Here is a 19,309-nt window from a genome sequence, read left to right on the forward strand (position 1 = left end):
CCGACCCGGCCGCGCAGGTTGTGCGCCATTGGATGGAGCTCGGCCCCCCCTGGCTTGCCAGCGGTGTCTGTGCGGGAGCAGGCTTCCATCCCAGCGTGACGGGTCCAGCTCAGGAGACCCGTGGGGGAATGGCCTTGCTGTCACCGGCGGACACCGCGCTCCTGGACTCGCTGGACCGGCATGCCCGGCGGCGCGCGGAGGGTATCCCCACGCTGAGCGTCCTCGTCGGCCCTCAAGACCGCGCCCTCCTCCTCTGGGATGAATGGCTTCACCGCAGCGGATTGAAAGCCACCTCCTCGAGCAGCGAGGACCTTCGCACCACCGTCTCCGCCTGGGCCTCCGCCCTCGCCACCGAGCGCAATCTCTCTCGTGACGCGGAGAGCTACGTCGTCCTCTCCCAGCGAGCCTTCTCCCCTCGCGAGCTGCACTTCGAGGGCAAGACGCCTCACGAGCGCCACGTCCTCTTCGAGCGACTGGAACCTCCCCACTCAGAGCCCGTCACCTGGGCCCTGTGCCGACAGCTCCTCGTAGCCCCTTCGCCTGCCACCCCCGGCGAACTCTCGGCCGAGGTTCGCGAGGCCATCACTCGCGATCCGCTCCGCATCCTCCACGCCCTCCTCTGCCTCATCCCAGAGGGCCGCGCTCCCGCCCTCCATCTCCGCGTCTCCACTTCCGACCCGCGCAGCCTGCGCACGGCGACCGCCCTCTGCTCCGCGGCTCCGATGCTCCATGTCGCCTGCATGCTGCCCCCCGAGGCCCTCGGCGAACCGCGTGGCCGCAAGGAGTCTCATGCCCTCGCCATGCTGCGTGAGGGCCTGCTCGAACTCCCGGACCCCGGCAGCGTGTCCGCGCCAGTCGCAGTGACGTCCGACGCGGTGCCGCACCCTCCCGCGCTACCACCCCGCACCCCGCGCAAGACTCCGCGCGCGAAGGACGACGAAGCCGAGCCCGTCCTCCTCGAACGCTTCCGTGAAAGCGCGCAGGCCGTCCACGTCGCCCGACAGAAGGACGAAGCCCGCGCCCGCAGCAAGGCCGAGCGCTTCCTCTACAACAAGATCCTCCAGGTCCACCCCGCCACCCGGGGCCTCTTCGCCCTCAATGCCACCCTGGACCTCGGCGACGGCAGTCGCCCCCTCGAAGTGGACTTCCTCTGCCGTGAGCTCCGGCTCGCCGTGGAGATCGACGGCTACCACCACTTCCTCGACACCGAGCGCTTCCGCCGCGACAGACGCAAGGACCTCGCGCTCCAGCGCGCCGGGTACTGGGTCGTCCGCTTCCTCGAGGAGGACGTGGTGCCTCGCTACGAAGAGATTCTCAAGACAATCGAAACGCTGATGGCCGCCCGGCGGCAAGAAGCCGCCTCGCAGAGGACAACGCATGGACAGCGCTGACAACCGGTTGGCGGGACTCACTCTCACCTGGCTCGCTCCCCGTCCCCACCGCACCGGCACCCGAGCGGAACTCGACAAGGCCCTTCGCCCCTTCGTGGAACACCGACTCAGCCGCGCCGAGTGGAAGACTCTCCTCGACTCCGTGCTGGAGCACCTGCTCCAAGAACAGCTCGTGGCCCGGAAGAACAAGGCCGGCCTGGAGCTGACCAGCGCCGGCCTCACCCGCGTCCTCCAGTTCCTGCGCCTCGAACAGCTCCCCAAGGGCCTGACCTGGAAGAAGCTCAAGGCCACCTACCTGCTCGCCAACAGCCTGGAGCTCACTCCGTCCAAGGCCGTGCTGACCCGACTCGCTGACGCCGATGGCGTGCGCGCCGCCGTACTCGGCCGGCAGTACCCCGCCGTGAGCGCGGGAGACCCTTCCCTCCCCCAGCTCCGCGACCGGCTCCTCTGGCGACAGCTCGGCGTCGACACCGAGCGCCCCTTCTCCCTCGCCGCCGTACAGGCGCACCTCCTCGGCAAGCTGCTCGGCACGGAGGTGAAGGACCCTCGCAAGGCCGTGGAGCAGCTCACCGCCCGCGTCGCGGGAGCCACACGTGCCGACGCGGAAGCCGTGCGTCTGACCCTCCTGCGCAAGTGGTTCCTCCCCGAGCAGCCCGCTGTTCCCACCGTGGTGTCCACTGCGCCGACAACCCGGGACGCGAAGCCACCGGCCCCACGCACGGAGGACTTCGCCGACCACGTCCTCTCGGTGGCCCGAGCCCTGCCCACCGGCCGCTTCGGCCGCGACAAGGTGTTCATCTCCCACGTGTGGAAGGCCCTCCAGCCCGAGTGGCCCCACCGTGAGGCATTCGAGGCCGCTCTGCTGGAAGCCAACCGCACCCAGCGCCTGTCCCTGACTCGCGCCGACCTCGTCTCCGCCATGAACCCCACGGACGTCGCCGAGTCCGAGGTGCGCTCCTACGGCGCCAGCTTCCACTTCGTCGTCGTCTGATTCGCCCTTCCAGGAGCGCGCATGTCCAGCGACCCTCGACTCAAGGTCTTCCTCTCCGACAGCGGAGAGGTCTTCAGCGGCGTCCAACAGGGCCAGTACCTCTGGCAGCCCGACCCGTTCGACGTGGAGACGCTCAACGCGCCCGCGCGCCGCGCCTTCAAGCGCCTGCTGGACCGCGCGACGACCACCCCTCCTCCCGACACCGGCAAAATCCTCCTCCTGCTCGGCGAGTCCGGCAGCGGCAAGACGCACCTGGTGCGCGCCTTCCGCAACCACGCGCACGGACAGAAGCGCGGCTTCACCGGCTACATGCCGATGACCGTCGATGCCTCGCACTACGACCGCTACATCCTCTCCAGCCTCATCGACTCGCTGGACCACCCGTACGACGTGGCCCAGGGCGACGACAGCGGCCTGATGCACCTGTCCAACACCCTGATGAGCCAGTGCACCAGTCTCTTCGCGCCGCTCATCGAGCACGAACAGAAGATCCTCGAAGACGATGAACTGCACGGCACCGTCCGAGCCGTCGCGGACGAACTGCTCGCGGACGCGCGCTTCCGGAACGTGGAGGTGGACCTGCTTCGCGCGCTCATCTACTTCCAGCGCAGGGACCCTCGCATCAACCGCCGCATCTTCAACTGGCTGCGCTGCGAGGAGATTTCGACCGAGGACCGGAAGGTCATCGGAGAGCTCATTCCGCGCACATCAGATGACGGCCCCGCGCGGATGGTGGAGCACCTGGGCCGACTCATGGGCGCGCTGGGCCATGCGCTGGTGCTCTGCGTCGACCAGGTCGAGGACATCAGCGACTTCGACCAACGTCCGCAGATGGAGAACTCGTTCCGCCGGGCGATGAACACGCTGGCCGCCATCGCGGGCAAGGTGCCCAGGGCCGTGGTCGTCGTCTGCTGCCTCTCCGACTACTGGGAGAAGATGCGGCCCCTGCTGACGCGCTCCATGGTCGACCGCATCGAGACCGACCCGGAGCCCGGAACGCTGGAGCGCACCGTCACCGCGAGCACCGCGCGGGACATCGCGGCACGCAGGCTCCGCTCCCTTTATGAGCAGCGCGGCGTGGCCTTCGACCCCAGCACGCCTACCTATCCCATTCCTCCCGAGGGCTTCGAGGCACTCGGCGGCCAGCGGGCACGAGATGTCTTGAACGAGTGCCGCCGGTATCGAGAGCGGGCCATAGACCTGCAGCGGCTCCCGGATTCCTTCCCGCTCCCGTCTCCGAACAAGGGCCTGGGTGGGGACCTCGTGAAGCCTCCGGTTGGACCAGGCATTGACATGGACCAGGCGTGGACCGATTTCCGCGCCGCCTACAAGGAGAAGCTGCCCGAGGACCCGTCCGACGTGACGGCCCTGCTCGCCTGGGCCATCGAGATGGGCAGCGAGGAACTGAACGGCTCGCCCCGCTTCATGGTGAAGACGCGCAACGGCGACGACCTGCTGGACGTCGGCGTCCACCCGTCGGGCAACAAGCTCATCCTCGCGCTGTGTGAGCACAGCTCCCGAGGTGGTCATCTGGGTCGACAGATGGCGGAGGCCCTCAAGGCCGCGGCCGGCAAGACACCTGTCCTGGTCCGGACCTCCGAGTTCCCGGCCACGAAGGGGACCGTGGTGGAGGACCAACTGGGACATCTCTTCCGTCAGGGTGGGCGTCGCGTGGTCCTGGGAGACAGCGACCTGAGAGACCTGTCGGCCCTGCGAGACTTCCGCGCCCAGCACGTGGGGCAGGCGGCCCTCGCGGAGTGGAGTCGCACCGCGCGGCCCGTCACGCGACTGAAGTCGATGGGTGACATCCTCGGGCTGGAGCGACTCGGGCTCCCGCCTCCGCCCACGGGGCCCACACGTCCCAAGTCAGAGGGCGAGCCCACGAGCCGTGCCATGAAGAGCGCCGACGTCCCGCCCACTCCATCGCGCGCCAGGACGGAAAATGGATTCATTCCCAGGCAGGCAGGGTTCTTCGATGGCTCGGTGACTTCTCCCTTCGGGAAACCGCTTCGCGACGCCGCAACCGAGGACATCGCTTCGCCCCCTCGTTCGGAAGCCGCGCGTGGCACCACGGAGTCGCGCACTCCGGACAAGGCCGCATCGAGTCCAGCCACTAGCCCCAACGCACCGCACCCCCTGGACACCGTCTCATTGAGTCCAGCCACTAGCCCCAGCCCCACCGCACCACGCGCCCCGAGCCAGCCACCGGTCTCCGTGGGCGATGACGTCGAAAACGCCACCCAGCACATGGAGGCGGTGAGTGAGCTTTTGACCGGGCACGAGAGCCGGCCGGCCGCGCGGGCTCCCCTCGCCACCGTTCCAGGGCTCACGCGGAAGCCTCGCGTCACTCCCCCATCCGGCACTCCGGTGGCTCGGGTCGCGCCCCTGTCCGCTACCCCCGGGGCTCGCGTCACTCCCCCATCCGGCACTCCGGTAGCTCGGGTCACGCCCCTGTCCGCTCCCCCCGGGGCTCGCGTCACGCCCGCAGCCGGCACCCAGGTGCCTCATGTCACTCCTGACTCCGGCCCCCCAGTGCCTCGCGTCACTCACGCATCCCTCCCCCCAGTACCTCGTGTTGCTCCCGCATCAATCCCTCCAGTGCCTCGCGAGGTGCTCACGGGCCCCCTGGGAATAGGCGCGTCCGAAGGGCTCCTCACCCAGCCCATCTCCATCGACCCGTCCGAGCTGACGCGGCACAGCGCCTTCCTGGGTGGCTCGGGCAGCGGCAAGACGACGCTCGCGCTCAACATCTTGGAGCAACTCCTGCTGCGCGGCATCCCCGTCATCCTCGTGGACAGGAAGGGCGACCTCGCCACCTATGCCCGCCCCGAGTCCTGGAACGAGCCACTGGAAGATGCCGTGCTCCAGGAGCGGCGCCGGCTGCTGCGCGAGCGCGTGGACGTGGCGCTGTACACGCCGGGGCGCTCGGATGGCAGACCCCTGGCCATTCCCATCGTCCCTCACGGCATGGAGACACTGCCCGCCGAGGAACGCGAGCAGGGCGTTCAGCAAGCGGCGGATGCCATCGCCGGGATGCTCGACTATCGAACCAGCCCCAATGACAAAGCCGCGAAGGCCCTGCTCGCCCAGGCCCTCCGCCTGCTGCTGGGCCAGTCGTTCGGCAAGGAAGTCACCCTCGAACTCATCCAGCAGTTCGTCACCTCTCAGGACCCCGCGCTCCTGGAGGCCACGGATGGGATTCCCCAGAAGACCTTCGCGAAGCTCGCCCAGGACCTCAGCGTGCTGCGCATCAACCTGCGCTCACTGCTGACGTCCGGAGGCGAGCGGCTCGACCTGGATGAACTGCTCGGACGCGGCGTCCACGGCATTCCCGGGCGCACGCGACTGAGCATCATCAGCACGAAGTTCCTGGGGGACAATCCGCGCGTCCTCTTCTGGGTCTCCCAACTCCTGCTGGAGACCCACCGCTGGGCCAGTCAGCACCCCTCGCCCCAGCTTCAGGCCGTGCTCCTCTTCGACGAGGCGGACCTGTACCTGCCCGCGACGAGCAAGCCCGCGACCAAGGAGCCCATGGAGAGCCTGCTCAAGCGAGCGCGCTCGGCGGGCGTGGGCATCATGCTCGCCACGCAGAGCCCCGGAGACCTCGACTACAAGTGCCGGGAGAACGTGCGCACCTGGTGCGTGGGGCGGGTGAAGGAAGACAACGCCATCCGGAAGGTCAAACCCATGTTCACCGAGGCCCGCGTCGATGCCGAAGCCAGGCTCCCCGGGCAGAAGCCGGGACAGTTCCATGTGCTGCGCGAAGGCAAGGTGCAGCAGCTCAAGGCCGACCGCTCCGTCATGCGCACCGACCAGCTCTCCGAGGACGAGATTCTCCGGTTCGCTCGCCAGACACGCGAGCAGCAGGCCATGCCAGGTCCATCCAGGCCCACCGGGACGGACTGAAGTCCCGCGAAGGACTCTCGACTTCCTGCTAGGAAGCGCCCCGGAATGAGCACCCGGCCGCATCCACCTCCGCTGGACCGAGCACGCTTCGACGCGCTCGTGGCCCAGGGCTTCAATCAAGTCCCCGTGGTCCGACGGTTGGAGCCCGGCGCCCTGCGTCCCGTGGACCTGCTGCGCGCCCTGCCCTCCGGACATCGGTTCCTGCTGGAGAGCACCCGGGTCAGCGAGGAGGGGCGCTATTCCTTCCTGGGCTCGCGGCCGTTCCTCCGCTTCTCCGCCAAGGGTGACCAGTGCTTCATCAACGACGAGCCCCAAGTGGGCGCGCCACTGGACACCCTCCGCGCGCTGTTCAAGCAGTGGCGGGGGGTGAGCCTTCCCGGCCTGCCCCTGTTCCTCGGCGGCGCGGTGGGCTTCTTCGCCTACGAGGCCAATCACTACTTCGAGAAGCTCCCGCGACATCCCCACGATGACCTGAAGGTGCCGGACATCGCCTTGTCCTTCGTGGACACCTTCCTCGCGGTGGACCACCTCGAAGGACACCTGCTCGCCATCGCCACGGGCTCCGACTGGGTGGACTGCGCGCGACGATTGGACGCACTCGAAGCCCACGTGCATCGAGCCGTCCCCACCGAGCCCCCGTCACCACCGAGCACCTCCACCGTGGAGCCTCGCTCCAACTTCACGCAGCAGGGCTACCTGGACGCGGTGGAGCGAGTGCGCGAGTACATCCGCGCCGGGGACACGTATCAGGTCAACCTCTCGCAGCGCCTGGAGGTCGACTTCCCCGGCGACCCGCTCGCGCTCTACGAGACGCTGTCCGCCACGAACCCCGTCCACTTCGCCAGCTACCTCGAAGGCGACGGCTTCCACGTCGTGAGCGCGTCACCCGAGCGACTGGTCCGCGTGGAGCAGGGCCGCGCCATCACCCGCCCCATCGCCGGCACCCGACGCAGAGGCACACCCGAGGAGGACGCTCGCTTCGTTCAGGAGCTGCGCACCAGCGAGAAGGAACTCGCCGAGCACGCGATGCTCGTGGACCTGGAGCGCAATGACCTGGGCCGCGTCTGCGCCTACGGCTCCGTCGAAGTGACGAAGCTGATGGAGATCGTCGAGTACGCCCACGTCCTCCACATCGAGTCCGAGGTGACGGGCCAGCTCGCCCCGGGCATCGAGCCGCTCGACGTGGTGGGCGCGCTGTTCCCCGGTGGGACGATTACCGGCGTGCCGAAGATTCGCACCATGCAGCTCATCACCGAACTGGAGCCTCACGCGCGGGGCCTCTACACCGGCTCTCTCGGCTACGTGTCCTTCACCGGCGACCTGGACCTGAACATCGTCATCCGCACGCTGCTCGTGAAGGGCGGCCGAGCCTACGCACAGGTGGGGGGTGGCATCGTCCACGACTCGCAGCCGCGCCAGGAATACAAGGAGACGCTCAACAAGGCGCGCTCGCAGCTCCTCGCCCTCTCCGCGACTCGAGGCGCGCGATGATTCTCCTCATCGACAACTTCGACTCGTTCACCTTCAACCTCGTCCAGGCGCTCGGAGCCCAGGGCGCGCGACTGAAGGTGGTGCGCAACGACGCCATCACCGTGGCCGACATCGAGTCGCTCCAGCCCGAGCGCATCGTCATCTCTCCGGGCCCGGGCACTCCCGAGGACGCGGGCGTCTCCCTGGACGTCATCCGCGCGTTCGGTGGGCGCGTGCCGTTGCTCGGCGTCTGTCTGGGACACCAGTGTCTGGGGCAGGTGTTCGGCGCGAAAGTCGTGCGCGCCCCCGTGCCCGTCCACGGCAAGACGGCGGAGGTCGAGCACGCGGAGCAGGGCGTCTTTCATGGGCTGCCCCGGCCCTTCACCGCCGCGCGCTACCACTCGCTCGTGGTGGAGGGAGAGGGGCTCCCGGACTGCCTGGAGGTGACGGCCTGGCATGAAGGGCTCATCATGGGCATGCGTCACCGCACCCTGCCCGGGCTGGAGGGCGTGCAGTTCCATCCCGAGTCCTTCCTCACGACGCACGGCCCGCGGCTGCTCGCCAACTTCCTGGCGGCTCGACGCTAAGGCACGACGGAGCCCGCACGCATGTTCTCCACGGTGGCGGTGAATGGCGAGGTGAGGCGCTGGGAAGACCTGCCCCTGCACGACTTCGCGCAGGGCTTCTTCTTCGGCGCGGGCTTCTTCACCACCTTCCGCATCGACGACGGTGTCCCGCTCTTTCTCGCCCGGCATCTGAAGCGCCTCGCCGCGAGCGTCGCGTCCTTCCCCGAAACCGTCCGCGCGCCACCGTCCGAGCTGCTCCACCCCGACGCCATGCGCGAAGTCCTCCGTCGATGCCTGGAGTCAGACTCCGCGCTCGGTCCGCGCTTCACCGGCATCGGCAAGCTGACCGCGAGCGATGGCCGGCTCCTGCTCACCTTCCGGGCTCCCTCGCCGGACGCCGAGCGACTCCAGCGCGAAGGTCGCGCCGTGGACACCGTGGAGGCCGGTGCCTACCGCCACGGTGAGCCCATGCCGAACCACAAGGGCCTCTCATACTTCCGCCAGTACTCGCTCATGCAGCGGCTCCCAGTGCTGGCCAATGACCTGGGGCACGCGTGCGAGCTGCCCACCGCGAACCTCTTCGTGCTCCTGGACGGCGCGCTCGTCACGCCTCCACTGGATGCACCATGCCTGCCCGGCATCATCCGCGAGGTGCTCCTGGACGCGGGGCACCTCGACGACCTGCCCGTCGTGGAGCGCGCGCTCCCGCTCGCGCGCCTCTCCGAGGCTCGGGCCTGCGTCTTCACCAACTCCGCGGTGCTGGCCACCGGTGTGTCGAGCCTGCTGGGCCGCGCCCTCCCCGACAGCCTGTCACTGGCGGCGCGAATCCGGGAGCACGTCCTGGCCATGGCGTCGCGCGAGGGTTGAGGCAGACTGAGCGGCCATGAGCCGTTCCCTCGTCGTCGTTCACCGCTGGGCAGGACGTCCGAACACCGACTTCTATCCCTGGCTCGAGGAACGACTGCGTCAGCCCCCGGCGCCCTTCGACTCCATCGTCACGCTCGACATGCCCGAGCCCGCCGCGCCCACCATCGAAGGCTGGGGGGCCGCGCTCACGCAATCCCTGGGGCCGGTGCCTCCACCGTCCACGGTGTTCCTGGGCCACAGCGTGGGCTGTCAGACCATCCTCCGCTACCTCGCCGCGATGCCCGAGGGACACCGCGTGGAAGGCGCCGTCCTCGTCGCGGGCTGGTTCGAGGTGGACAAGACGTGGGGCTCGCTGCGGCCCTGGCTCGACACGCCCATCGACTTCGCTCGCGTCCGCGCGGCGATGGGCCACTGCGTCGTGGTCCTCTCGGACGGAGACCCGTTCACCTCCGACTGGCGCCGCAACCGTCAGCTCTGGGAGGAGCGCCTCGGCGCGGAGGTCCTCGTCGTCCCCGGTGGCCGTCACTTCAACAACCCGCGCGAGCCCGCGGTGCTGGAGGCGCTGCTGTCACGCTTCGGCACGCGCCCCACGCCGTAGTCACTCAGGCCACCTCGGGCGCCTCCGGACGAAAGCCCAGCCCCTCTGAGACCTCCTCGTCCCGCAGCGCTCGCCACGTGCTCTCGGCCACGTCCAGCACCACGGTGCCCACGGCCTCCCGGTGCAGCGCGAGCACCGGATGTCCCACGGCCGCCAGCATCCGCTTCACCTGGTGGTGCCTCCCTTCCGTCAGCGTCAGCTCCACCACGTCGGGCTCGAGCAGCCGAGCCTCCGCCGGACGCGTGAGCCCATCCTCCAGCTCCACGCCCTCTCGCAACCGCTGGAGCGCCGCCGCCCCGGGCCGCCCCGACACGCGCGCGACATAACGCTTGGGCAGGTGCGTCTCGGGCGCCGTGCCATGCCGCACGAACCGCTCGTCGTTCGTGAAGAACAACAGGCCCGTGGTGTCCCGGTCCAAGCGCCCCACCGCGTACCACTCGAAGCCTCGCAGGGACTCGGGCAGCACCGCGCGCAGCCGCTCGAACACCGTGCCCACGCCCTCCGGGTCCGAGCCATGCACCACCGGCCCCGCGGGCTTGTGAAACATCAACACCCGCGTCGACGCCGCGAGCGAGCACTCCCGCCCATCCACGCGCACCACCCCACCGGGCCGCACCGGCGCGAAGGGCTCCAGCTCCACGCGTCCGTCCACCTCCACCCGTCCGGCACGAATGGCCGCCTCCGCCTCGGCCCGAGGCAGCACCCCGGCGCGCCCCAGCGCCCGCGTCAGCCAGTCCGAGCGCCCGTCCTCCGACGCCTCCGCCCCCCTGCGCCGCGCCGCCTCCAGCCACCGGGGCGTCTTGCTCCTTCGCGCCATCCTCTCGCCTCCTCCCTTCGTCACCCCGACATCCCATGTCCACCTTGGAGAACCAACGAGCACCTTCTCCCGAGGGAGAGGCAGCGGACAGGCGCACGTCACGGCACCGCCATTTGACTCCACCCGGGCGCCTCTGCCATTGCGCCGCCGTGGCCGTCCCTCCCGAAATCGCCGCTTCGCTTCAACATTTCCCGCCGCCCCCGGGGCCTTCCGTCGCCTTCACGCTGCGACTGGCCGAAGCGCTGCACCGCTACGGCACCCCCGCGCACCGGCTGGAGGGGCTGATGCAGCGCGTGTCGGAGCGGCTGGGCCTGGAGGGCCGCTTCTTCTCCACCCCCACGTCCCTCTTCGCGTCCTTCGGGCCTCCGGAAGCGCTGCGCACCAGCCTCATCCGCGTGGAGCCCGGGGACATGGACCTGGAGCGGCTCACCCTGCTGGACGTGCTCGCCGACGACGTCATCCAGGCACGCCTCACGCCCGCCGAGGGCGCCCTGCGCGTGGAGGCCATCCTCGCGCGTCCGCAGCGCTTCGGGCCGGTGCTCCAGGTCCTCTGCTGGGCACTGGCCGGCGGGGCTGGCGCTCGACTCTTCGGCGGTGGGCTGAAGGAGATGGCGGTGGCGACGGTGAGCAGCCTGCTCATCGGCCTGTTGAGCGTGGTGACGCAGCGACAGCCCTCCACCGCGCGAGTGCTGGAGCCAGTCGCCGCCATCCTCTCCTCGGCGCTCGCCGTGCTCGCCGCGAGCGTCATCGGCCCGCTATCGATTCAGATCGCCACGCTGGCGGGGCTCATCGTCCTCTTGCCCGGCCTGACGCTGACGGTGGCCCTCAACGAGCTGGCCACGCGCCACCTCATCTCCGGCACCTCGCGACTCACGGGCGCGGCGGTGGTGTTCCTCCAGCTCGGCTTCGGTGTCGCGCTGGGCAGCCGACTGTCCGAGCTGCTTCCACCACCTGTCGCGCCGACGGTCGCCGCGCTGCCCGCATGGACGCAGGCCGCGGCCCTGGCCGTGGCGGGCGTGGCCATTGGTGTGCTGTTCCGCGCGCGCCCTCGCGACTGGGGCTGGATTGCCGCCGCGGGCACCTTCGCCTTCACCGGCGCGCGACTGGGCTCGGAGTTCCTGGGGCCGCAGCTCGGCGCCTTCGTGGGCGCGCTGCTCCTGGGCATCGGCGGCAACGCGCTGGCGCGACTGAGGAACAAGCCCTCCGTCACCATCGTCGTGCCGGGACTGATGTTGCTCGTGCCCGGCAGCGTGGGCTTCCGCAGCCTGTCCTCGCTGCTGGAGCGGGACGTGGTGGCGGGAGTCGACACGGCCTTCAACATGCTGATGGTGGCCGTGGCGCTGGTGGCGGGCCTCTTGTCCGCCAACGCGCTCGTCCCGCCACGCAAGGTGCTGTGAAGCCTCAGCCCAGGCGCGTGAAGTAGATGGCCGCGAGCGACAGCAGGAAGTACGGCACCAGCCCGCCCGCGCCCGCGTAGTCCTTGGCCATGCGCTGACCGAAGAACAGGCCCACCAGCGACACGGCGGACACCAGCGCGCCCCAGAAGGCCAGGGTCGCGCTGCCCGTGGCGACGAGCGCCACCAGTCCGGCGGCACTGAGCGCGCCCGCGGCCAGCTCCATCAGGGTGATGACACCGAGCATCAAGGGGACGACACCCCGCAGGGGGCTCTTGGCGAAGTGACCGGTGAGCCAACCCAGGTTGCCCTTCCAGTCGATGACCTTGTCGAGCCCGGACTGGAGGAACAGGATGGCGAGGAAGGCGGAGCACAGCGCCTGGAGCAGCCACGCGGTGAACTGAGTCGATTCGAAAGCCGGCATGGCGCGGCACTCTAGCCGCCTGGGGCCCGGGCCCAAGTCTTCTCCGCTGGAGACCGGGCGGGCAGCCATGGGGGCCGCTCCCCCCTTCCCTCCTGGGGAACCCGCCCTAACTTCACGGGTATGGCATCCGAGCAGACCGCCCGGCGCGTCTTCACCGGTCTCATCCTGCTGTCCATCGTGCTGCTGGCGCTGGTCATCCAGCCCTTCGCCAAGGGCATCTTCCTGGCCGCGGTGCTGGCCGGAGCGCTCTACGGCATCCACAGCCGGCTGACGCGCAAGCTGCGCGGGCGCAAGAACATCTCCGCCGGACTCATCTGTACGATGGTCGTCCTCGCGCTGCTGCTGCCCCTGGGAGGGCTCACGGCCTTCGTGGTCGCCGAGGTGTCGTCGGGTGCGCAGTTCGTCACCAAGACGGTGCAGCAGGAGGGCGTGGAAGGCCTGGTGCAGAAGCTGCCGGGGCCGGTCCGCAAGGGCGTGGAGCGCCTGATGGAGCGGCTCCCCCTGGAGGAAGCGCAACTGGACGAGAAGCTCCAGGAGCAGGTGAGCAGCCAGGGCGGAACGGCCGCGCGCGCGGTGACGGGAGCGGTGGCGGCCACGGGCTCCATCGCCTTCCAGACGGTGATGATGCTCATCGCCCTCTTCTTCCTCCTCACGGATGGGCGAGAGCTGGTGCAGTGGATAGAGAGCGTGTCCCCGCTCAGGCGCGGCGAGACGCTGGAAATCATGCGCGAGTTCCGCAGCGTGTCGGGCGCGGTGCTGCTGTCGTCGCTCGCCACCGCGGGCGTGCAGGCCTTCGCGGCGCTCATCGGCTTCCTGCTCGCGGGAGTGCCCGCGCCCCTGTTCTTCGCGGGCGTCGCCTTCTTCCTGGCGCTCATCCCCGCCGTGGGCGCCGCCCTCGTCGTGCTGGTGGCCGCGGCGTTGATGTTCTTCAGCGGACACCCTTGGGCCGCGCTGTTCCTGGCCATCTGGGGCACGGTGGTGGTGGGCCTGGTGGACAACATCGTCAAGCCGCTGCTCGCCAAGCGCGGCATGCACCAGCACGGGGCCATCGTCTTCTTCTCGCTGCTCGGCGGCCTGGCGGCGTTCGGCACGGTGGGCCTGCTGCTGGGCCCGCTCATCGTCGCCTTCTTCCTGGCCCTGGTCCGCATCCACGAGCGCGACTACGGCCGCAACCACCCAGGCCCCGACAGCCCGACGACGCCCGGCCCCAGCGATGGGCGCGGTCCAGACGCTGCACTGTCGACGAAGACCTCGAGCCCGGAAGGCGCGCTCACGTCGACGGTCCGCGAAAGTCACTGAGGCACCCGCGCCCCTGCCTCCCGCCTGAAGCAGGAGCCAGGAGCGCGGTGCCAGGGTTACATCAGAACGACGCGCCGCTCGCGCGCCGACCCGGCGAGGTCGACAGGCTGGACAGGCTGGTGTGCAGCACGAACGTCGCGCTCGAGCCCACGTCCGGGCTGCGGTTCGCGGAGACGCCGTCGGTGCCCGCCATGGAGGAAGACAACGTCGCCGTGTCCACCACCGTGCCGGACGCGTTCTTCACCGTCACGGTGTCACCGCTGTTCGACAGGCCCAGCGTGCCCGTGGTCGCGGCCACCGCACCCGGCGTGCCCGAGGGGATTCCCGCCGCGCCGCCGAACACCACCAGCACGCCGCCCGCGGGCACCGAGGTGCCGCTGGGGAACGTGTGCCGCACGCTGGCGGAGTCGGACACCGTCCACCCCGCCACGCTCAGCGCCGCCGTGCCCGTGTTCACCAGCTCCACGAACTCGCCATTCACATCGGAGCCGGCCTCGTTCACCAGCACCTCGTTGATGATGAGGGTGCCCGTGCCGCCACCGCCGCCCGTGGTAATCGAGAACGTCGCATTGCTGGTATCCGTGATGCTGGCGTCGGACGTGTCCGTCACGCGCACCCGCGCGGTGGTGCTCGCGGTGGCCGGCAGCGTCCACGACAGGCTCCCCGCCGAGGCGGGCGTGCTCGACGACAGCGTCGTCCAGGTGCTGCCGTTCAGCGTGTACTCCACCCGCACGTTCGTCACGTTCGACGACGTCCACGCAATCGTCCGCGCGCTGCTCGTCGTCCAGCTCTCACCACCGTTGGGCGACGTCACCGTCACGCTGGACGCCACCGCGTCCCCGGGAACGAGGAAGTCCTTGATGATGCCCATGTGCTGCATGCCGGTCGCGCCGCTGTCGCCCGCGAGCGCGGGGGACAGGTCGCCGATGGGCGAGTACACCCGCGTGTCCACGACGAGGCCGTTGGCGAACGAGCTGCTCCCGATGACGACCGACGTCTGGTACTGCCGCAAATCACTGTCCACCAGCACGTGGTCATAGGGGCTGTTGCGGCCCGCGTTGGTGTTGGTGTTGCCATTGCGGTCCGCCGGGTAGGGGCTGGCCGTGGAGACCACCTGCGAGAAGGTGCTGAAGCTCGCCTCGGAGCGGCTGCTGGTGTTGAAGTCGCCGCCGATGACCAGGTAGTCCCCCGTGGGGATGTTGGCCTGGATGCGGCTGACCAGGCTGGCCGCCTCCGTGTTGCGCGTGCTGGCGTTCGACGTCAGCAGGTGCACGCTCACCGCCCACAAGTCCCTGGGCCCCGGGATGTCGATGCGCGCCCAGGCGAAGTCGCGGTTGGTGACCTGCGGGTCATCCCACTCGCCCGAGGCGATGATGGGGTAGCGGCTGATGATGCCGTTGGGAATCTGCGCGCCGGCCTCGCGGTAGTACGAGAAGCCCGCGCCGAACGCCGTGTTCACGAAGCTCCGGATGTCCGCGGCGGAGTCCGTCAGGTAGTTGAACTCCTGAATCATCACGATGTCGGCGTCCGTGCCCTGGAAGATGCGGATGCCGTGGCCCGGGTCATAGTCCTGCCCGTTGCCACTGGAGATGTTCGCCGCCATGAGCCGGATGCGCACGTTGGCCAGCGAGTCCTGGCGCTCACCGAGCGAGGACTCCCCGGTGGTGGGCTCCACGCCCTCGCCACCGCAAGCTGCGAGTCCCAGGAAGAGCGCCACGAGCCATTGGCGCCACGACGACAGCACACGCGTTGGTACGGCGAGGTTGTTTCGCACGAAGTCCGGTCCTGCTCCCAGACGGGAGCTGTTGAGGTCGGCAACGACTGCTGAACGGGTGGTCCAGGCAATCCGCACCCAAATCCACAGCCTCAACTTATCCGGATGTCGCGCAAGGAAGGCGCGTGAAACACGATTGAAACATGACGCGGCATCGCCCTACAGGGATGCGGCAGTGGACAGGGCGACGAACACGTAGCGCAGGCCCTTGCCCAGCGTGACGAACACGACGAAAGGCAGGGGCTTCACGCCCACCACGCCTCCGGCGATGACGAACGCGTCACCGATGATGGGGACCCACGACATCACCAACGCGGGCGCGCCCCAGGTGCGAAGCCGCGCTTCGACCTTCTGCATGCGCGGGCCCTCGCTGGCGCGCCGCCGTGCATACCAGCGACCCAGCGGACCGCCTCCGCCGCGCGCCACCCACAGACCCAGCACGTAGAGCGACAGCGCGCCCAGCACGTTGCCCACGGTCGCCACGGCCGTGGCCAGCATCGGCGGCGTGCCGCCATAGATGAGCGCGGCGAGCAGCGCCTCGGACGGCACCGGCACCACGGAACCCGCCAGCATCGCGACGAGGAAGAGACCTGGGAGCCCCCAGGTGGAGAGAATGGCTGCGTCGGGCATGGTGGTGGGTGCGAGCGGCCCCAGCAGTGTGCCACGCGCCTGGAAGCGGACGCGCGAAAACCTCGAAGCCGCCTGCTCCCACCTCGCGTGCGAGCGCTCGATGCACCACGAGGCTCGCGGCCCCCCCGCATGAACTGCGCGGGCATGCCGCGGTGCGCAGACCTTGCGCGCGACGAGCGCCCACGCCACGCATGCCGAGGGGACACGGGCCGCGGCGCACCCCTTGCTATGGGCCGGGGGACCTCACTCCACCGCGAAGGACCTCCGCGTCATGAGCAGCAGCGACCTCCCCGCCCCGGGCCTGAGCAACGACCTCCGCATCGTTCCCGTGGAGATTGCCCCCGAGACGTTCTGGGTGGGCAAGCGAGAGCCCGGGAACATCTTCTACGCCAACCCCTACCTCCGACGGTTCCGAGGCACGGACACGAAGACGCAGCGGGCGTCGGAGTTCAACCTCCTCATCGACCCGGGCTCCAGCAGCGACTTCTCCACCATCCACACCAAGGTGACGTCGCTCATCGGTGGCATGGAGCGGCTGTCGGCCCTGTTCATCAACCACCAGGACCCGGACGTGGGCTCGTCCGCGAGCATCATCTCCGCGCGGTATGCGCCTCGTGCGGGCCTCTTGTGCTCGGAGGACACCTGGCGGCTCATCGTCCACCAGAACCTGCCGCGCAACCGCTTCATCCCCACGGAGAAGTTCGCGCAGGGACTGAGCGTGCCCACCGGGCACAAGCTGTTGCCGGTGCCCTCGCCCTTCTGCCACTTCCGGGGCGCGGTGATGCTCTATGACCCGCAGACGCGGGTGCTCTTCACGGGTGACTTGTTCGGCGGCCTCACCGACGCCAACGCGAAGGGCCTGTGGGCGGACGAGTCCGACTGGTCGGGCATCCGCGCGTTCCATCAAATCTACATGCCGGTGAACGCCGCCCTGGCCCGCGTGGTGGCCACCATCCGCAAGCTCACGCCGGCGGTGGAGATCATCGCGCCGCAGCACGGCCGCGTCATCCGAGGCCCGCTGGTGCAGCAGTTCCTGGAGCGCATGGAGAAGCTCCAGGTGGGGCTGGACATCATGGACGAGGCGCAGGACCGCACGCATCTCCAGGCGTGGAACTCGGTGGTGGACCGGGTGCTGGCGCTGGCGCGGGGCTACCTGGGCGACTCGGTGGACGTGAAGCTCGGGGCCAGCGAGGACCTGTCGGACACGTCGACGTTCGACGGGAATCGACTGGTCGTGAACCGGCTGGGCAAGTGGACCGTGGAGCACGTGGTGGACGTGTTGTGCAAAGGCGAGCCGCCAGAAATCGCGGGGCCCATCATGGTGGAGGCCACCAGCGCCGCCGCCGAGTACAACCTGCCCACGCCACACCTGGACATCGAAGGCGCGGGAGCGCCGTCGCACATCTCGCTGTTGGACCCCTGAGCCAAGAGCACGGGGCCAACGGACACCGAGGGAGGCGCGGTGGGCTCGACGGAAGAAGACTCCGGAGGCGTGGTGTACCTCGGAGGGATGTCCCTGGAACCCGCGGCGGTGGTGGCGCGGACACCGACTCCCGCGCCCGTGACGCCCCCGCCTCCCGTGTCGCTGGCGGAGACGCTGCGCGCGGTGACGCCCATGTCACCGCACGGGACGTGGCTGCAAGGCATCCCCACGCCCGCGCCTGCTCCGGCCGCGACGGTGCGCGGACTGGTGCCAGGACAGCTCGTGGGCGAGCGCTACCGGGTGGAGCGCTGGCTCGGCGCCGGAGGCAGCTCCACGGTGTACGAGGCGGAGGACCTGCGCCAGGGCCAGCGGGTGGCGCTCAAGGTGCTTGCGACACCGCATGCGGAGCCGTCGACGGTGGCGCGCTTCCGTCAGGAGGTGGAGCACGCGCGGGCGCTGGAGCACGTGAACATCCTGCGCGTCTTCGACGTGGGCCTGGATGGAGACCGGCACTTCCTCACCGTGGAGCTCCTCGACGGCATGGACCTGCGCCAGCGGATGCTGGAGCGACGGCCCACGCTCGCGGAGACGTTGCGCTGGCTCACGCACGCGGCCGTCGCGCTGGAGCACGCGCATGGCCGGGGGGTGCTGCACCGGGACGTGAAGCCCGCCAACCTCTTCATCACCCGTGCGGGCGTGCTGAAGCTGATGGACTTCGGCCTCGCCAAGAGCACCCATGTGGTGGGGACGACGGCGCAGGGCACGGTGCTCGGAACACCGGAGTACATGGCGCCCGAGCAGGTGATGGGCAGTCCTCCGCTGTCGCCCACCACGGACCTGTACGCGCTGGGCGTGGTGGCCTACGAGCTGTGCACGGGACAGCTCCCCTTCCGTCACACCGAGCCCGTGCCGTTGATGTTCCTGCACGTGCAACAGGCCCCGGTGCCGCCGACCACGTTGCGCCCGAGCCTGCCCGGCCCGTTCGAGCGCGTGGTGCTGAAGCTCCTGGAGAAGCGGCCCGAGGACCGCTACGCCAGCGCGGGTGAGCTGCGCTCCGCGCTGGCGAAGCTGTGGCCCTGGGCGCTCAAGGAGTCGGCTTGAGCGCGACGGTGACGAGTCGCAGTCCCAACTGGGGCCAGCGGGACGTGCGCGGGGTGAGGTCCGGTTGCTGGCACAGCGTGAGGACGCGGCCTCCGCCAGGGTGGAAGAAGTAGAGCGAGCGCGCGGCCTTGAACTCGCCGGGGAGCGCGGCATCCCGCTCGGGCCAGACGCGGCGGGTCGCCCACCAGGACTGAACCACGGGCCGATCGCGCAGGTGGTAGTGGACCTCCACCACCACCGCGCTCACCTCCTCCGAGCCCCACTCCAGCATGAGGCTTGAACCCGGGATGCGTCGCTCGTCGAGCAGGTGCAGGGGGCGAGGCCCCGCGTAGGCGGTGGCGTCCACCTTGGCGCCACGCAACGAGCCGAGGAAGTCCAGCTCCAGGCGCGTCGTGCCGGGCTGCACCTGGAAGCGGAAGGCCATGCGGCCCGTGCCCACGTGCTGGCCGCCGAAGTACGTCCCCACGTTGGCCACCCGGACGAGGACGGGCTCGCCCGAGCGGAACTGGTCCACGTCCGCCGGCGCGGCCAGTTGGGGCGCGGACGCAGGAAGCTCCACGCGCTTCCAGCCCGGAGTCGGGTCCTCATGCGACCAGCACGCCACGGGCGCCGCCTGCGTCAGCCACAGCGCGCCCATCCAGGAGAGCAGGGGCCCCAT

Annotated in this window: 16 protein-coding genes; 11 read left to right on the forward strand and 5 right to left on the reverse strand. The window is 69.7% G+C overall.

All coding sequences use genetic code 11. The features are described 5' to 3' along the window. The first annotated feature begins 128 nt into the window (after nt 1-128). Genes HUA75_RS23515 through HUA75_RS23545 form a run of 7 tightly spaced genes read left to right on the forward strand, consistent with a single transcriptional unit; the run spans nt 129 to nt 9,789 of the window. Nucleotides 129-1,391, forward strand: a complete 1,263-nt coding sequence (locus HUA75_RS23515) for an endonuclease domain-containing protein (protein ID WP_174487687.1) — start codon at nt 129-131, stop codon at nt 1,389-1,391. Then, the gene (locus HUA75_RS23520; protein ID WP_174456485.1) at nt 1,378-2,382 is read left to right on the forward strand and encodes a hypothetical protein; all 1,005 of its coding nucleotides are present in this window, start codon (nt 1,378-1,380) and stop codon (nt 2,380-2,382) included. Before HUA75_RS23515 ends, HUA75_RS23520 begins: the two co-directional genes overlap by 14 nt. 21 nt (nt 2,383-2,403) lie before the next feature. Beyond that, complete coding sequence (locus HUA75_RS23525; protein ID WP_174487688.1) at nt 2,404-6,288, forward strand: helicase HerA-like domain-containing protein; 3,885 nt, start codon at nt 2,404-2,406, stop codon at nt 6,286-6,288. 45 nt (nt 6,289-6,333) lie between these two features. Continuing rightward, nucleotides 6,334-7,779: an anthranilate synthase component I family protein gene (locus HUA75_RS23530; protein WP_174487689.1), complete on the forward strand. Its 1,446-nt coding sequence runs from the start codon at nt 6,334-6,336 to the stop codon at nt 7,777-7,779. Beyond that, on the forward strand, nt 7,776-8,345 hold the full coding sequence (locus HUA75_RS23535; RefSeq protein WP_174487690.1) for an aminodeoxychorismate/anthranilate synthase component II: 570 nt from the start codon (nt 7,776-7,778) through the stop codon (nt 8,343-8,345). Before HUA75_RS23530 ends, HUA75_RS23535 begins: the two co-directional genes overlap by 4 nt. A 21-nt stretch (nt 8,346-8,366) precedes the next feature. Beyond that, entirely contained in the window at nt 8,367-9,191 is an 825-nt protein-coding gene (locus HUA75_RS23540) for an aminotransferase class IV (protein WP_174487691.1), read from the forward strand. Nucleotides 9,192-9,207: 16 nt separating this feature from the next. After that, on the forward strand, nt 9,208-9,789 hold the full coding sequence (locus HUA75_RS23545; protein ID WP_174487692.1) for an alpha/beta hydrolase: 582 nt from the start codon (nt 9,208-9,210) through the stop codon (nt 9,787-9,789). 4 nt (nt 9,790-9,793) lie between these two features. On the opposite strand, the gene HUA75_RS23550 is transcribed toward HUA75_RS23545, so the two are convergent. Next, nucleotides 9,794-10,606: a pseudouridine synthase gene (locus HUA75_RS23550; RefSeq protein ID WP_174487693.1), complete on the reverse strand. Its 813-nt coding sequence runs from the start codon at nt 10,604-10,606 to the stop codon at nt 9,794-9,796. A 149-nt stretch (nt 10,607-10,755) separates the two neighbouring features. On the opposite strand from HUA75_RS23550, the gene HUA75_RS23555 reads away from it, so the two are divergent. After that, entirely contained in the window at nt 10,756-12,003 is a 1,248-nt protein-coding gene (locus HUA75_RS23555; RefSeq protein ID WP_141641586.1) for a threonine/serine exporter ThrE family protein, read from the forward strand. Between the two features lie 4 nt (nt 12,004-12,007). Here HUA75_RS23555 and HUA75_RS23560 read toward each other — a convergent pair whose 3' ends face one another. Beyond that, nucleotides 12,008-12,424, reverse strand: a complete 417-nt coding sequence (locus HUA75_RS23560) for a DoxX family protein (RefSeq protein WP_141641587.1) — start codon at nt 12,422-12,424, stop codon at nt 12,008-12,010. A gap of 120 nt (nt 12,425-12,544) precedes the next feature. Between HUA75_RS23560 and HUA75_RS23565 the strand changes: the two genes are divergently transcribed. Further along, nucleotides 12,545-13,723 (forward strand): AI-2E family transporter, encoded by a 1,179-nt coding sequence (locus HUA75_RS23565; RefSeq protein ID WP_141641588.1) that lies wholly within the window; start codon nt 12,545-12,547, stop codon nt 13,721-13,723. Between the two features lie 61 nt (nt 13,724-13,784). Here the strand turns inward: HUA75_RS23565 and HUA75_RS23570 are convergent, their stop codons facing one another. Together HUA75_RS23570 and HUA75_RS23575 are read right to left on the reverse strand one after the other, a co-directional pair. Beyond that, nucleotides 13,785-15,497 carry a lamin tail domain-containing protein gene (locus tag HUA75_RS23570; RefSeq protein ID WP_246137050.1) on the reverse strand — a complete coding sequence of 571 codons (1,713 nt, stop codon included), beginning with the start codon at nt 15,495-15,497 and terminating at the stop codon, nt 13,785-13,787. 159 nt (nt 15,498-15,656) lie between these two features. Then, on the reverse strand, nt 15,657-16,127 hold the full coding sequence (locus tag HUA75_RS23575) for a YqaA family protein (RefSeq protein ID WP_141641589.1): 471 nt from the start codon (nt 16,125-16,127) through the stop codon (nt 15,657-15,659). Between the two features lie 271 nt (nt 16,128-16,398). Between HUA75_RS23575 and HUA75_RS23580 the strand changes: the two genes are divergently transcribed. Together HUA75_RS23580 and HUA75_RS23585 are read left to right on the forward strand one after the other, a co-directional pair. Continuing rightward, on the forward strand, nt 16,399-17,550 hold the full coding sequence (locus HUA75_RS23580) for a hypothetical protein (protein ID WP_141641590.1): 1,152 nt from the start codon (nt 16,399-16,401) through the stop codon (nt 17,548-17,550). An 87-nt stretch (nt 17,551-17,637) separates the two neighbouring features. Next, nucleotides 17,638-18,651, forward strand: coding sequence for a serine/threonine-protein kinase (locus tag HUA75_RS23585; protein ID WP_217446243.1), 1,014 nt, complete (start codon nt 17,638-17,640; stop codon nt 18,649-18,651). On the opposite strand, the gene HUA75_RS23590 is transcribed toward HUA75_RS23585, so the two are convergent. Next, nucleotides 18,635-19,309 carry a hypothetical protein gene (locus HUA75_RS23590; protein WP_141641592.1) on the reverse strand — a complete coding sequence of 225 codons (675 nt, stop codon included), beginning with the start codon at nt 19,307-19,309 and terminating at the stop codon, nt 18,635-18,637. The genes HUA75_RS23585 and HUA75_RS23590 overlap by 17 nt on opposite strands.

The organism is Myxococcus sp. CA040A, assembly GCF_013336725.1.
In the GTDB taxonomy this organism is placed as follows: domain Bacteria; phylum Myxococcota; class Myxococcia; order Myxococcales; family Myxococcaceae; genus Myxococcus; species Myxococcus llanfairpwllgwyngyllgogerychwyrndrobwllllantysiliogogogochensis.

What these genes read in the sequence shown, in the direction of transcription:
- HUA75_RS23545 (WP_174487692.1), top strand. Translation starts at nt 9,208, where the DNA reads ATGAGCCGTTCCCTCGTCGTCGTTCACCGCTGGGCAGGACGTCCGAAC.
- HUA75_RS23535 (WP_174487690.1), top strand. Translation starts at nt 7,776, where the DNA reads ATGATTCTCCTCATCGACAACTTCGACTCGTTCACCTTCAACCTCGTC.
- HUA75_RS23560 (WP_141641587.1), bottom strand. Translation starts at nt 12,424, where the DNA reads ATGCCGGCTTTCGAATCGACTCAGTTCACCGCGTGGCTGCTCCAGGCG.
- HUA75_RS23525 (WP_174487688.1), top strand. Translation starts at nt 2,404, where the DNA reads ATGTCCAGCGACCCTCGACTCAAGGTCTTCCTCTCCGACAGCGGAGAG.
- HUA75_RS23515 (WP_174487687.1), top strand. Translation starts at nt 129, where the DNA reads ATGGCCTTGCTGTCACCGGCGGACACCGCGCTCCTGGACTCGCTGGAC.
- HUA75_RS23565 (WP_141641588.1), top strand. Translation starts at nt 12,545, where the DNA reads ATGGCATCCGAGCAGACCGCCCGGCGCGTCTTCACCGGTCTCATCCTG.
- HUA75_RS23580 (WP_141641590.1), top strand. Translation starts at nt 16,399, where the DNA reads ATGAGCAGCAGCGACCTCCCCGCCCCGGGCCTGAGCAACGACCTCCGC.
- HUA75_RS23590 (WP_141641592.1), bottom strand. Translation starts at nt 19,309, where the DNA reads ATGGGGCCCCTGCTCTCCTGGATGGGCGCGCTGTGGCTGACGCAGGCG.
- HUA75_RS23540 (WP_174487691.1), top strand. Translation starts at nt 8,367, where the DNA reads ATGTTCTCCACGGTGGCGGTGAATGGCGAGGTGAGGCGCTGGGAAGAC.
- HUA75_RS23585 (WP_217446243.1), top strand. Translation starts at nt 17,638, where the DNA reads ATGTCCCTGGAACCCGCGGCGGTGGTGGCGCGGACACCGACTCCCGCG.
- HUA75_RS23550 (WP_174487693.1), bottom strand. Translation starts at nt 10,606, where the DNA reads ATGGCGCGAAGGAGCAAGACGCCCCGGTGGCTGGAGGCGGCGCGGCGC.
- HUA75_RS23520 (WP_174456485.1), top strand. Translation starts at nt 1,378, where the DNA reads ATGGACAGCGCTGACAACCGGTTGGCGGGACTCACTCTCACCTGGCTC.
- HUA75_RS23575 (WP_141641589.1), bottom strand. Translation starts at nt 16,127, where the DNA reads ATGCCCGACGCAGCCATTCTCTCCACCTGGGGGCTCCCAGGTCTCTTC.
- HUA75_RS23530 (WP_174487689.1), top strand. Translation starts at nt 6,334, where the DNA reads ATGAGCACCCGGCCGCATCCACCTCCGCTGGACCGAGCACGCTTCGAC.